Below are 12,573 nucleotides of genomic sequence, written 5' to 3'. Positions count from 1 at the left end.
TCCAGCATTGATTTCGGATAGATTGATGCCCCATGAGCATAGACCTGTCTATTCGGCACCTGCGTGCGATCGTCGCCGTGGCGGACGCGGGCGGCTACAGCGCGGCGGCCCGTCAGCTCCACATCGCACAGTCCTCTTTGAGCAGATCGGTGCTGGAGTTCGAGCGGCGCGTGGGCGTTTCATTGTTCGAGCGCACCACGCGGCGAGTCGTGCCGACACCGGACGGCGCGGAGTTCCTTGCGATCGCGCGCCGGCTGCTGTCCGACTTCGACGCGGCGCTCAACCACTTCGAGGGGTATCTCGCGGGCACTCGCGGCTCGGTCACCGTCGCCGCGCTGCCGTCACTGGCCGGGAGCATGCTGCCGCCGGCGCTGGCGGATTTCCGCCGAGACCGGCCTGAGGTGACCGTGTCGGTGCGCGACGGACTCGCGGACGAGGTGCTGGCGCACGTCGTCGCAGGAACGGCGGACATGGCGGTCACCGTGGCGCCGGCGGTGCCGTCCGGGCTCAGCGCTCCGCGCATCGCGGTCGACCGGTTCGTCTGCGTGTTCCCGCCCGGCCATCGCTTCCACGGCCGCAACCGGGTCACCTGGGGCGAGCTGGCAGGCGAACCGTTCGTCGCGTTCGACCGCGACACCAGCATCCGAACCTACGTCGACCGCACCCTCGCCGACACCGGCGTCGAACTGGGGCCCGTCACCGAGGCGCGCAACATCGGCGCGGTCGCGGGCCTCACGGCGGCAGGGCTGGGAGTGTCGATGGTCCCGGCCCTCGTGGTGCCCATGATGGGCTTCGCCGGCGTGCAGCACACCGCCGCCGCAGGGCCGGTGGTGGAACGCGACATCCGGCTCGTCCACGATCCCGCCCGCCCGCTGTCCCGCACCGCCCGCGCATTGCGGGACACGCTGCTCGGCGCCTCCGCCCGCGACCTCGACCTGCCCGACGGGGCGCGGTGGGTCACCGCGGACTGAGCCCGGCGCCGTGTCAGCTCGCGGTGTAACCGCCGTCGACGAGGTGGTAGCTGCCGGTGACGAATCCTGCCGCGTCACTGGCCAGGAACGCCACGAGGTGCGCCACCTCCTCCGGCTCGGCGAGTCGTCCCAGCGCGTGCCTGCCCGCGAGCTCACGCTGCGTCGCCTCGTCGAGTGCGCCGGCCACGGCGGGCGTGTTGACGAAACCGGGACCGACGGCGTTGACGCGGATCCCCCGCGCGCCGTATTCGAGTGCCGCGTTCCTGGTCAGGCCCTGCAGCGCGTGTTTGCTCGTCACGTACGCGGCGTGGCCGCGGAATCCGACCGAGCCGAGCATCGAGGACATGTTCACCACGCTGCCCCCGCCGTGTGCGGCCATGGCGGGGATCTGCGCCTGCAGCCCGTGTAGGACTCCGCCCAGGTTCACCGCCAGCACGGTGTGCCAGGACTCCAGCGGGTACTCGGCCAGCTCGGCGGCGGCTCCGCCGATGCCCGCGTTGTTCACGGCGATCCGCAGCGGGGCGCGCTTCTCCGCTTCGGTCACGGCCTCGGCATGGACGTCCTCATCGGACACATCGCCCACCAGCGGGGTGGCCGCGCCGCCCGCGTCGGCGATCTCGCCCACCACGGCGTGCGCGGAGTCGCCGTCGAGATCGGCGACGACGACCGCCGCACCGTTCGCAGCCAGCAGTCGTGCCACCGCACGGCCGATGCCGCTGCCGGCACCGGTCACGATCGCCGACCGGTTCGCCACGTCGTAGGTCGCCATGTCCGCTCCCGCCCCCGGCACGCAGGTGCCGGCTCGTCCGCGTCTGCTGCCGTGCCCGGCCCGGCGCCGGGCACGGCACAGCCGACCATGCCCGGCACCCGCCGGTCGCCGCCAGACGCCGACCGGGTGCCGTCCGCGCGTGACGGCTCAGGCGTGGTGCAACGCGTGGTAGGCCTCGGCGGGGAACGCCGTCTCCGTGTCCCCGACGGCCAGGGCCCGGTAGGTCGCGATGGCGGCTTCCTCCAGATTCATGGCGCGGCGGAACGCCATGCCCACATCCGGCCCCGTCGCCGAACATCCGTGGTGGCCCAGGATCACGCAGTCGTGGACCTTGGCCTCGGCCGCGGCCGTGTCGGCCAGCTCGTCGGACCCGTTGGGGTGGTAATCGGTGCGGCCCACCGACCTGACGTACACCGCGTGGTCCAATGTGAACAGCCGGACGGGATGGCCGAGGGCGTCCACGAGCACGGCGTACTGGGGGTGGATGTGCACCACGGCGTTCACGTCCTCCCGCACCCGGTAGGTGCGCTGGTGCAGCTTCCACTCGCTCGACGGTGACCGGTTCCCTCCGACGACCTCGCCGTCGAGGTCCATCCTGGTGAAATCGCCGGGTTCGAGCCGATCGAGCCACGTTCCGGACGCGGTCACCACGAATTCGCCGGAACCGGGGAGCCGGGCGGAGAGGTTGCCGCCGCTCGCGAGCACGAGGCCGCGTTCGACGGCCATCCGGCCGACGTCGATGAGCTGCTCGACCAGTTCGTCGACCGTGGTCGCCTTCTTCATGCCCCGCTCCTTCTGTACTGGGATTCCCTGTTCTCGGACGGCCGCCGGTCTCCCGCCGCCGTGGCCACGAGGGCGGTCGCGGTCTCGGCATCGGTCACCACCATGTTCATCAGGCCTGCGCGCAGCGTGGTCTCCAGCGCGCGCACCTTGTGCGGCCCGAACGAGACCGCCACCCGGTGCGGAATCGCCGACAGCTGGTCGAGCGAGAGCCCGACCACCCGCTCGTCCACGTCACCGGCGACGGCCCGCCCGGCGTCGTCGAAGAACCGGGCCGAGATGTCGCCGACGGCGCCGCCCGCCACCAGTTGCCGCTGTTCGGACCGGCCGAGTTCGTCGATGAGGAGTCCGGCACGCGGCTCCGTTCCGCCGACGCCCGCGATCAGCAGATCGGCTTCGGCGGCGCGCCGCATGGTCTCCTGCACTCCGGGGTCGGAGCGGAACGCGGCGGCCGTGTCGGGCGACGAGGCCAGGATCGGTGCCGGCAGGTGGTAGGTCCGCGCGCCGAAGGCGGAACCGAGCCGCAGCGCCACCTCGTGGGGGTTCATGCCACGGGAGATACCGCCCCAACTGCCCGCCAGCGGCACGAACCCGAGATCCGGTGCCGGGTCCGCGTGCACGTGCGCGGCGATGGCGGCCACGCTGGACGACAGCCCGACGGCCACGGTTCCCGACGTCGGCACGAGCGCGCGCAGACACTCCGCACCGGCCATGCCGACCGACTCGGTGGTGCGGCGTTCCTCGGGGAAACTCGGGGCGATCCACACCTGTTGCAGCCCGAACCGCCCGACGAGCTCGGCCTCCAGATCGGCGAACGGGTTGGCCGAACTGTGGATCGTGATCTCGACGATCCCGGAGCGGCGCGCATCGGCCAGCAGCCGGGTCACCTTCACCCTCGACAGTCCGAGCAGGTCGCCGATCTCCTGGTGGGTCATGCCGTGCTGGTAGTGCAGCCGGGCGACGCGGCCCTGCAGTTCTCGCGACTCCATGCGGTGAACATCCGTTCTCGTAAATGACCGTACGTTCACGTCATCCTGCCGTGTCCACCCGACTGCCGTCGACCGCAGCGGCCGCGTGTCGCACCGCCCCGCCGGCGGTGACGTGCCCGCAGGCGGGCCCCGGTCGGCACGTGCTCACGACGTCCTCACCCCGTCCCGTTCCGGCGAGGACGAGGTGGCGGCGTCGACCGGCTCGACCTCCGGAGCGCGCAGGCCGAAGGTGAGCGCGATCCCCACGGCGTACAGCCCGGCGAGCAGCCACATCATGCCGCCGACCCCGAACGGCCCCAGGAAGGCCCGGGCCAGCAGCGGGCCGGTCGCGTTGCTCAGCCCCGCACCGAGGTTCAGGATCGCGACCGCTGCGGCCTTCTGCGTCGGGGCCAGCAGCGGCACGATCGCGCTCAGCGGCACGTAGGCAGCCATGGCGAGCCCGAGCAGGATCGCCGCGATCATCGCCACGGGGAAATTGGGCCCGAACCACTCGGGCAGGTAGTACATGGCGAGCACGGTGATCACGCAGCCCAGTCCGCCGAACCACGCCACGACGTTCACCGGGCCGATCCGGTCGCCGAGATACCCGGCCAGGACGTTGCCGATGATGTTGGCGAAGAGCATGGTGCCCCAGATCGTCTGCCACTGCGGTAGGGAGAAGCCGACGTCGTTGACCATGTGCGAGGCGAGGAACACCGGGAACGCGTAGAAGCACAGCGTGTTGATGATCCGCACGACGCCGCCGATGCCGACCTTCGGGTGGCTGCGCACGACCGTGAGTCCCCGCGCGACCTGCCGCAGATTCGCCCACGCTCCGGCCTCGGCCTCGTGCCGCCTGGTGCGCACGAGGAAGAGCACGATCACGCCACCCGCCGCGACGAACGCCAGCGACAGCCACATCGTCGCCAGCTCCCCGACGAGCGGGATGACCGCGCCGGCGAAGTAGGAGCTGAGCACGCCGAGCCCGGCGGTGGAGGCGAACCAGTACCAGCCGACGGCCCTGCCGATCACCGCCTTCGGCGTGTCCATGGTGACCCAGACCAGGAACCCGTACGCGAAGAACGGATACCCGAACCCGCGGACGCCGTAGGAAAGCAGCATGACCTCGTAGTTGCCCGCCACGACGCCGAATCCGAGGAAGATCACCTCGAACACGACCCACACGGCGAAGCCGATCAGCATCACGCGCCGCGGGCCCCACGCCTCGGCGAGCGCTCCGGCCAGCCACGCGGCGATCGCGACGACGACGCCGTAAACGCTGATCAGCGTCGCGACGCCGGCGGCCCCGAACCCCCGGGACTCCAGGTACGGCCCGAGGAAGCCGAGTTCGATCCCGTCACCGACCATGAACAGCAGAAGCGCGAGGTATCCCCAGGCCAGCGATCGGACGATGCCCTGCCGTTCCAGCCAGCCTGCGAAACCCGTGCGTGGTTCCCCGGTCACCTCTGCCATCGCGAACTCTCCTTTGAGCTCTGGATGAACATTTGTTCATTCCCGTGCACTTGCGATCGGCAGCGTGACCCCCGAGCGGGCCGCTGTCAAGTGACCCCGAGGAGTTGACCACGGGAAGTTCGCCGTCGTAGCGTGGATGAACCACAGAACAGTCGTGTGAACCAATGTTCAAGGCGCCGGTTCGCGGATCGGATCCACCCGATGTGTGCGCACGGCGGGTCCACGACGTGGGTTCAACCGGAACGCGTTCGACCGGACGCGTTCGGCCGAGTGCGTTCACTGGAGAGCGGATGAGTCAACCCCCGGTCGCCGTGGTCGGCATCGACGCGGGAACCACGGCCGTCAAGGCCACCGTGCTGGCCATCGACGGCACGGAACTCGCCACCGCCCGAACCCCGGTCGAGGTCACCAGGCCAGGCCCGGCACAGGCGGAGCAATCGATGACCGAGCTGTGGCACGCCGTCGTCCGCACCGTGCGGGAGGCCGTCGAGGCGGCCGGCGACGTCGCCGTCGCCGCCGCCGGCGTCACCGGGCAGGGCGACGGCGCGTGGCTGCTCGACGAACACCACGAACCCGTGGGACCCGCGATCCTCTGGCTCGACGGCCGCGCCACCGACAGGGTGCGCGCCTGGGAACACGACGGAAGGGCGGCAGCTATCCGCCGCACCACCGGCTCCACCCTCTTCCCCGGCGCACTGCCGGTGCTGCTGGAGGAACTCGAGGCGACGCGGCCGGACCTGCTCGGCCGCGCACGCCACCACGCGAACTGCAAGGACTGGATCCGACTGCAGCTGACCGGCGTGCTGGCGACCGACGCGTCCGAGGCCTCCCGTACCTATGTGGACACGGCCACGGGCACCTACTCCGCCGACCTCGTCGACGCACTGGGCCACCGCAGGTTCGCCGAGCTGCTGCCGCCCATCGCGCCGGCCGGCGCCCACCGGCCACTCACCCCTGCCGCCGCCGACACATTGGGCCTGCCCGCGGGAATCCCCGTCGTGACCGGCCTGGTCGACACGGCAGCGGGCGGGGTGGGACTCGGCGTGAGCACCCCGGGCCAGACCTACGCGATCATCGGCACGACCGCCTTCCTCGGCACCGTGCACGCGACGAGAGCCGACGTCGGGACCGACGTCGGCATCACGCTGGCCACCGGGCAGGACGGAGCGGTGCTCGAATGCCTCTGCCCGATGTCGGGCACCCCGAACCTCGACTGGGTGCGCAGCCTGCTCGGCAGAGGAGCGGAGAGCTGGGCATCGGTCGAGGCCGAGGCGCGTGCGGTCCCCGCGGGTGCGGGCGGCGTGCTGTATCTGCCCTACGGAGCCGAGGCCGGTGAGCGCGCCCCGTTCGCCGATCCGCACGCCTCGGCGAGCTGGGTGGGGCTGTCCACCGAGACGACGCCCGGCCAGCTGCTGCGGGCCGTGTACGAAGGGATCGCCTTCAGCCTGCGGGAGTGCCAGGAGGCGCTCGGCGTCGGCGGAACCGTGCGCCTCTGCGGCGGCGCGGCCACCAGCGAACTGCTGTGCCAGCTCCTCGCCGCCATCACCGGATGCACGATCGAACGCGCCTCGGCCGCCGAGCTCGGCGCGCGGGGGGTCGCCGCCCACGCACTCGCCGCGGTCACCGGGACCGATGTGCCGACGGCCGCCGCACGGCTGCTCGGCGAGCTCGACGTGTTCCGGCCCGAGCCCGGCCTGCGCACCGCCTACGACACCCGGTTCGCCGCGTTCGTCGCCGTCCGGGACGCCATCCGTCCACAGTGGCCCGCCCTGCGGGGCCTGCGCACCCTCGGCGACGACCACCCGTCCCCCACCCACAAGGAACCCGTCTGATGCCCACTTCGCCCGCCCCGCGCGTCCTCGTCACCGCCGCGTTCGACCAGCGCATCGCCGAGGACCTGGCGGCCGAGTTCGATCTCACCGTGGTCCCGCCCTCCGGCACGGGACGACGGCTGGCCGACGCCGGGCTCGACGACGAACTCGCCGCGGCCGACGCGGTCGTGTGCGAACTCGACGTGCTCGACGAGCCGTCGCTGGCGCTCGCCGGGAACCTCGGTCTCGCCGTGTCGTGCCGCGCGGCGCCGGTGAACGTCGACCTCGACGCGTGCAGCAGGCGCGGTATCCCCGTGGCCACCACCCCCGGCCGCAACGCCGACGTCACCGCGGACCTGACGTTCTCGCTCCTGCTGTCGGCGCTGCGCAACACCTCCCGCGCCGAGGCATGGCTGCGAACCGGGGCCTGGACGAGCGACGACGTGTTCGAGCCCTACCGCGCATTCCGCGGCCTGAGCCTCCGCGGGCGCACCCTCGGCATCCTCGGCGGCGGCGCCGTGGGACGCCGGGTCCTGGCCAGGGCGCGGGCGTTCGGCATGCGCGTGCTCGTCTACGACCCCTACCTGCCTGCCGACACGTTCGGCGACGACGCGGCGATCGTGCCGCTCGACGAGCTGCTCGCCGGGTCCGACGTCGTCACGGTGCACGTCCCGCTGATGGAGTCGACGATCGGGCTGCTCGGGGCCGAGCAGCTCGCCACCATGCCGCGCGGTGCGTACCTCGTCAACGCGGGCCGAGCCGCCGTCGTGGAGGAACAGCCGCTGATCGACGCGTTGCGCAGCGGACACCTCGCCGGTGCGGGCCTGGACGTGTACTGGGCGGAGCCGCTGCCGGCCGATCACCCACTCCTGTCGCTGCCGAACGTCACCCTCACCCCGCACATCGGCGGCGCCTCGGACGACGTGATCGTCGAACACTCGCGACTCGCCGCCGACGCCCTGCGCGCCTGGCGGGACGGGGCTCCGATCCCGTCGGTCGCCAACGCGGCGGCCCTGCCGGCACGGGGCTGACCACCCTGGAGCGGGAGCCGGCGGGGCGCGGCGTCAACGCGCCGCGGCAGGCACCTGCGCCGCGGGTTCGGCCGTCCGCGGTGCGGGTGTCAGCAACGCGATCGCACCCGCGACCGCGGCGGCCGCCCCTGCGATCACGAAGATCACGGTGTAGGCGGTCTTACCGGGGTACGTCGCGCCCCCGACCCGGACGACGATCCCCGCCGTCACCGTGGCGACGACGGCACTGCAGCTCGACGTGCCGATCGACCGGCACAGCGCGTTGAGACTGTTGGCGGCCGCGGTCTCCGACTGCGGAACGGCACGCATGATCAGCGCGGGCACCGCACCGTAGGCGAGGGCCGCACCGATCGCCGGGACGGTCACCACCACGATCACGGCCGCCAGCGCGTCGTGCACGGCGACCCGGGCCAGGTTGCCCACGGCCAGCAGTGCCGTGCCGGCCACGACCGTCACCTTCGGCCCCCACCGGCGGGAGATGACCGCCGACAGCGGCGAGAACGCGACCATGGCGCCGCCGACGGGCAGCAGCGCGAGGCCGCTGGCCACCAGTGACAGGTCGAAGCCGTAGCCGGTGCCCGCCGGCGCCTGCAGCATCTGGGCGCTGACCATGAACGAGGCGAACATCGCCACGCCGATGAGCACGGACGCGACGTTCGTCAACAACACGGCCGGCCGGGCCGACACCCGCAGGTCGACGAGCGGGCCGGTGGGCACCCGCAGTTCGTACCAGCCCCAGCCCGCGAAGATCACCACGGCGGCGGCCAGCAGGAGCAGGACCCCCGGACTGTCCCAGCCCCAGGTGCTGCCCCGGGACACGGGCAGCAGCAGGCACAGCAGCGCGGCCGACAGCCCCACCGCACCGCCGAGATCGAAGCGGCCACCACTGCGCACCGGCGATTCCGGCACGAGCAGCACCACCAGTACGAGCTGCAGTACGCCGAACACGGCCGAGCCTGCGAACAGCCAGTGCCAGTCGGCGTACTCGGCGACGAACCCGGTCAAGGGCAGGCCGATCGCACCACCCGCACCCAGCGTCGAGCTCATGACGGCGATGCCGGTACCGACCCGTTCGGGCGGTAACTCGTCACGCATGATGCTGATGCCGAGCGGGATGACGCCGATGGCGACCCCCTGCAACCCTCGCGCCGCGAGCACGGCGGCGAACTCGCTGCTCACGGCACCGAGCACACTGCCTGCGGTCATCGACCCGAGTGCCACGAGCAGCATCCGCCGCTTGCCGTACATGTCGCCGAGCCTGCCGAGTACCGGCGCGCAGACGGCGCCGGTCAGCAGGGTGATCGTGATCAGCCACGCGGCGTTGGACGGGGTCGTGCCGAGCAGGCGCGGGAACTCGGGCAGCAGCGGCACGGCCAGTGTCTGCATCAAGGACACGGCGATACCCGAGGCGGCGAGCACGGCGACCACGGGCCACGGCGCGGACGTTCGGGCCACGGCCGGTGTCCTCCGTTTCACTCGATGTCCGGCGCACCACACGAGGGCGCGCCGAACGATGTCAGCCGATCGAGTAGACAACATTCCGGCACGACCGTGCAAGACGAGTGTCGTGGACCACGCTCGACAATGATGCTCATCATCAGGATAGTTGACCCCGACACTCCGGTGGGAACCTGACTTACAGGTGAACCTGACAGGGAAGCCTGGACAGTGTCACCCACAGGCCGCGTATCGTTGTGCTAATCTATCATCACCATTCGCATAGAGGAGACGATATGGCCACGGACACCGTCCCCTCCGACGCGCGGCCGCTGGCCGGTGTACGGGTGATCGAACTCGGCTCGATGTACGCGGCGCCGACCACCGGCCGCATGCTCCGCGACTTCGGCGCCGACGTCGTCAAGGTCGAAGACCCGTCCGCCGGCGATTTCGCCCGGCAGTGGCAGCCCGCCCACAACGGCACCGCGATCGGCTTCGCGCGGCTCAACTCCGGGAAACGGTCCGTCGGCATCGATCTGCGGACCCCGCGTGGGCGCGAGGTCGTGACACGGCTGATCGACGAGGCCGACGTCCTCATCGAGAACTTCCGTCCCGGACGGCTCGAAAGCTGGGGCATGGGCTACGACGACCTCGCCGCGCGCAATCCGCGCCTGGTGATGACGCGAGTCAGCGGGTTCGGCCAGACCGGCCCCTACCGTGAACGACCGGGGTTCGGCACGGTCGCCGAGACCGCCAGCGGCTACGCGTTCCTCAACGGCTGGCCGGAGACACCGCCCACCGCGCCCCCGTTCGGATTCGCCGATTCGATCGCCGGCATCTCGGCGGCGTTCGGCACGGCCATGGCGCTGTACCGACGGGAGCTGTCCGGCCACGGCTCGGAGGTCGACGTCGCACTGTACGAGCCGCTGATGTTCATCCTCGGCGACGCGGTGCTGAACTACACCTCCTCCGGCACGATCATGCAGCGGCACGGCAACGCCTCCGGCGCGGCCTCGCCCAGGGGGATCTATCAGGCCGGCGACGGTGGCTGGCTCTCGATCGCCGCGTCCAATCAGGCCATCGCGATGCGCTTGTTCGACGCCATGGGCACGCCGGAGCTGAAGACCGACGAGCGCTACGCCACCAACACCGCACGCATGGCCAACAACGAGTCGCTGCAGACGATCGTGCGCGAGTGGATCGGTGCCCGGTCCCGCGACGAGGCGCTGGCGGTCCTCGACGAGCACGAGGTCGTGTCCGCAGCCGTCAACGACGCGAGCGACATCGCGGCCGATCCGCACTTCCTGCAGCGCACCCTGGTCGATCTGGCGGGCACGGCGCTCGGTCCCGCCATGATGCCGGGGCCGATCCTGCACGTGCGCGACACCGGCAGGCCCGTCTATCACGGAGTGCCCACGGTCGGTGAGCACACCGGGCAGGTGCTGGCGGGCGAGCTGGGCATGCCGGCGGGTGAGCTGACCGCGCTGTCGGCCGACGGGGTGATCGGCGCCGTCGACGGCGCGCCCGGCTCACGCGGCCCGGGCGCGGCGTCCGAGGCGGGCGCGGGCGCCGGGGCGGGCACCGGCCCTGCCGCCGGACCTGCCGGCAGGACCAGCGGGGCGGCGTGATGACGCAGCCGCCGCTCCGGCCGCGCAAGACGGCGATGCTCGTCGCGCAGCGGATCGTCGCCGACATCCACGACCGCGGCAACACGGTCGGCGAGCGGTTGCCGCCGGAGCGGGTGATGCTCGACGAGTACGCCGTGGGGCGCGGCACGCTCCGGGAGTCGCTGCGTTTCCTCGAATTGCAGGGCGTGATCTCGCTGCGGCCCGGTCCGGGTGGCGGTCCCGTGGTGGAACAGCCGGACGCCTCCAGCCTGGCCACGGCGCTGACCCTGTTGCTGCAGTTCGAGAACGCGCCGTTCCGCACGATCGCGGAGGCACGCACCGGCCTGGAGCCGATGATGGCGCAGCTGGCGGCCGAGCGCATCGACGGCGACGCACTGGGCCAGCTCAAACTCAGTGTCGACACGATGCACGACCAGCTCGACGACCAGCACGTGTTCCTCGCCGAGAACAAGCGCTTCCACGACATCATCGCCCACGGCAGCGGCAACGCCATGTTCGGTTACCTCGTCGACGCGCTGCTGGGAATCCTCGACGGCTCGGCGATCGGCATCGACTATCCGAAGGTGCGGCGCACCGCCGTGCACAAGGCGCATCTGCGCATCTACGAGGCGATCGCGACGCGCGATCCGCAGGCCTCGTCGGCGGCGATGTCCCACCACATCGACGAATACGTCAAGTACGCCGAACGCAAGTACCCCGACATCCTCGCCGCACCGATCACCTGGACCCACCTGACGTGACCTGGACCCGTCTGACGTGACGGGCGCCCGCCCTGGAACACCGTCAGGCCAGCAGTCCCAGGGTGTCCGCTGCCGGGGTTCCGGGCGGGGCCGTGTGGACGAGGACACGGCGCCCGTCGCCGTCGGGAGCGTGGAGTACCTGGTACTCGACATCGAGGTCGCCGAGGTCGGGATGCCGGAGGTGTTTGGTGCCCCGGGTGCAGCGGCGTACGGGGTGTTCGGCCCAGAGTTCGGCGAACTCGCTGCTGGTCACGCACAGTTCGCCGACCAGCTCCGTGACCGCCGTGTCGCCGGGTGCGGCCGCGGCGTGGAACCGTAGGGAGGCGACGGCGAGGGCGGCCTCCTCCCGCCAGTGGCGATACAGGTCCCGGGTGGCGGGATCGGTGAACAGCAGCCGGTGGGTGTTCCACGGGCCGGAGTCGGTCAGGTGCGAGAAGAACAGCTCGTAGGCGGGCCGGTTGCAGGCCAGGACGTCGTTGGTCGCCGAGAGCGCGATCGCGGCAGTGCCGGGCATGTGTTCGACGAGCCGGTCGAACGTGAACGTCATCCCCGCTTCGGACTCGCGGGCGGCGCTGGAGCCCTGGATGGGCTGGGCGGTTCCGGCGATGTTGTGCAGGTAGCCGGTGGCGTCGCCGTCCAGGTTCAGCGCGCGTGCCAGCGCGGTGATGATCCCGGACGAGGGGTTCACGGCTTCGCCCTGTTCCAGCCGGATGTAGTAGTTGACGGAGACCCCGGCGAGCTGCGCGAGTTCCTCCCTGCGGAGTCCGGGTACGCGGCGGATGGTGCCGTAGGACGGGATTCCCGCCTGGTCGGGCGTGATCCGGGCCCGGTGAGCGCGCAGGAAGTCCCCGATGGGGTTCGGCTTCCCCTGCCCTCCGGCCGGCTGGCGAGCGCACTGGACCGTCATGGCCGCCATCCTCCCAAGGCTCCCCGGCGGCGTCATGGTCGGTGACTGCCCCTCTCAG

Annotated in this window: 11 protein-coding genes; 5 read left to right on the top strand and 6 right to left on the bottom strand. The window is 71.4% G+C overall.

Features of this window, described 5'->3' with window-relative positions; translation table 11 throughout:
- Window positions 1–32: 32 nt before the first annotated feature.
- A complete protein-coding gene (locus LY12_RS05120) occupies window positions 33–971 on the top strand; it encodes a LysR family transcriptional regulator (protein ID WP_253853577.1) in 939 nt (312 codons plus the stop codon).
- A gap of 13 nt (window positions 972–984) precedes the next feature.
- Here the strand turns inward: LY12_RS05120 and LY12_RS05115 are convergent, their stop codons facing one another.
- The 4 genes from LY12_RS05115 to LY12_RS05100 form a co-directional block, all read right to left on the bottom strand.
- Window positions 985–1,740: an SDR family NAD(P)-dependent oxidoreductase gene (locus LY12_RS05115; RefSeq protein WP_253853575.1), complete on the bottom strand. Its 756-nt coding sequence runs from the start codon at window positions 1,738–1,740 to the stop codon at window positions 985–987.
- A 147-nt stretch (window positions 1,741–1,887) separates the two neighbouring features.
- The gene (locus tag LY12_RS05110; protein WP_253853574.1) at window positions 1,888–2,523 is read right to left on the bottom strand and encodes a class II aldolase/adducin family protein; all 636 of its coding nucleotides are present in this window, start codon (window positions 2,521–2,523) and stop codon (window positions 1,888–1,890) included.
- Window positions 2,520–3,509: a sugar-binding transcriptional regulator gene (locus tag LY12_RS05105; RefSeq protein WP_253853573.1), complete on the bottom strand. Its 990-nt coding sequence runs from the start codon at window positions 3,507–3,509 to the stop codon at window positions 2,520–2,522. Before LY12_RS05105 ends, LY12_RS05110 begins: the two co-directional genes overlap by 4 nt.
- Before the next feature lie 144 nt (window positions 3,510–3,653).
- Window positions 3,654–4,961, bottom strand: coding sequence for an MFS transporter (locus LY12_RS05100; RefSeq protein ID WP_253853572.1), 1,308 nt, complete (start codon window positions 4,959–4,961; stop codon window positions 3,654–3,656).
- A gap of 290 nt (window positions 4,962–5,251) precedes the next feature.
- Between LY12_RS05100 and LY12_RS05095 the strand changes: the two genes are divergently transcribed.
- Window positions 5,252–6,793: an FGGY family carbohydrate kinase gene (locus LY12_RS05095; RefSeq protein WP_253853571.1), complete on the top strand. Its 1,542-nt coding sequence runs from the start codon at window positions 5,252–5,254 to the stop codon at window positions 6,791–6,793.
- Entirely contained in the window at window positions 6,793–7,803 is a 1,011-nt protein-coding gene (locus LY12_RS05090; protein WP_253853570.1) for an NAD(P)-dependent oxidoreductase, read from the top strand. The genes LY12_RS05095 and LY12_RS05090 overlap by 1 nt, the downstream gene beginning before the upstream one ends.
- Window positions 7,804–7,836: 33 nt before the next feature.
- Here LY12_RS05090 and LY12_RS05085 read toward each other — a convergent pair whose 3' ends face one another.
- A complete protein-coding gene (locus tag LY12_RS05085; protein ID WP_308292067.1) occupies window positions 7,837–9,258 on the bottom strand; it encodes an MFS transporter in 1,422 nt (473 codons plus the stop codon).
- A 278-nt stretch (window positions 9,259–9,536) separates the two neighbouring features.
- Between LY12_RS05085 and LY12_RS05080 the strand changes: the two genes are divergently transcribed.
- The gene (locus LY12_RS05080; protein WP_253853569.1) at window positions 9,537–10,868 is read left to right on the top strand and encodes a CaiB/BaiF CoA transferase family protein; all 1,332 of its coding nucleotides are present in this window, start codon (window positions 9,537–9,539) and stop codon (window positions 10,866–10,868) included.
- On the top strand, window positions 10,868–11,608 hold the full coding sequence (locus LY12_RS05075) for a FadR/GntR family transcriptional regulator (protein ID WP_253853568.1): 741 nt from the start codon (window positions 10,868–10,870) through the stop codon (window positions 11,606–11,608). Before LY12_RS05080 ends, LY12_RS05075 begins: the two co-directional genes overlap by 1 nt.
- Before the next feature lie 43 nt (window positions 11,609–11,651).
- Here LY12_RS05075 and LY12_RS05070 read toward each other — a convergent pair whose 3' ends face one another.
- Window positions 11,652–12,515 carry a helix-turn-helix domain-containing protein gene (locus LY12_RS05070; RefSeq protein ID WP_253853567.1) on the bottom strand — a complete coding sequence of 288 codons (864 nt, stop codon included), beginning with the start codon at window positions 12,513–12,515 and terminating at the stop codon, window positions 11,652–11,654.
- Between the last annotated feature and the right edge of the window lie 58 nt (window positions 12,516–12,573).

The organism is Prauserella alba, from assembly GCF_024171735.1.
Classification (GTDB): domain Bacteria; phylum Actinomycetota; class Actinomycetes; order Mycobacteriales; family Pseudonocardiaceae; genus Prauserella; species Prauserella alba.
The sequence above is the reverse complement of the archived record's forward strand: the minus strand, read 5'-3'. Positions and strand labels throughout refer to the sequence as shown.

Bases quoted from the DNA above. Each gene is read 5' to 3' on its own strand.
- LY12_RS05110 (WP_253853574.1), bottom strand. From the start codon at position 2,523: ATGAAGAAGGCGACCACGGTCGACGAACTGGTCGAGCAGCTCATCGAC.
- LY12_RS05100 (WP_253853572.1), bottom strand. From the start codon at position 4,961: ATGGCAGAGGTGACCGGGGAACCACGCACGGGTTTCGCAGGCTGGCTG.
- LY12_RS05080 (WP_253853569.1), top strand. From the start codon at position 9,537: ATGGCCACGGACACCGTCCCCTCCGACGCGCGGCCGCTGGCCGGTGTA.
- LY12_RS05120 (WP_253853577.1), top strand. From the start codon at position 33: ATGAGCATAGACCTGTCTATTCGGCACCTGCGTGCGATCGTCGCCGTG.
- LY12_RS05115 (WP_253853575.1), bottom strand. From the start codon at position 1,740: ATGGCGACCTACGACGTGGCGAACCGGTCGGCGATCGTGACCGGTGCC.
- LY12_RS05075 (WP_253853568.1), top strand. From the start codon at position 10,868: ATGACGCAGCCGCCGCTCCGGCCGCGCAAGACGGCGATGCTCGTCGCG.
- LY12_RS05070 (WP_253853567.1), bottom strand. From the start codon at position 12,515: ATGACGGTCCAGTGCGCTCGCCAGCCGGCCGGAGGGCAGGGGAAGCCG.
- LY12_RS05105 (WP_253853573.1), bottom strand. From the start codon at position 3,509: ATGGAGTCGCGAGAACTGCAGGGCCGCGTCGCCCGGCTGCACTACCAG.
- LY12_RS05090 (WP_253853570.1), top strand. From the start codon at position 6,793: ATGCCCACTTCGCCCGCCCCGCGCGTCCTCGTCACCGCCGCGTTCGAC.
- LY12_RS05095 (WP_253853571.1), top strand. From the start codon at position 5,252: ATGAGTCAACCCCCGGTCGCCGTGGTCGGCATCGACGCGGGAACCACG.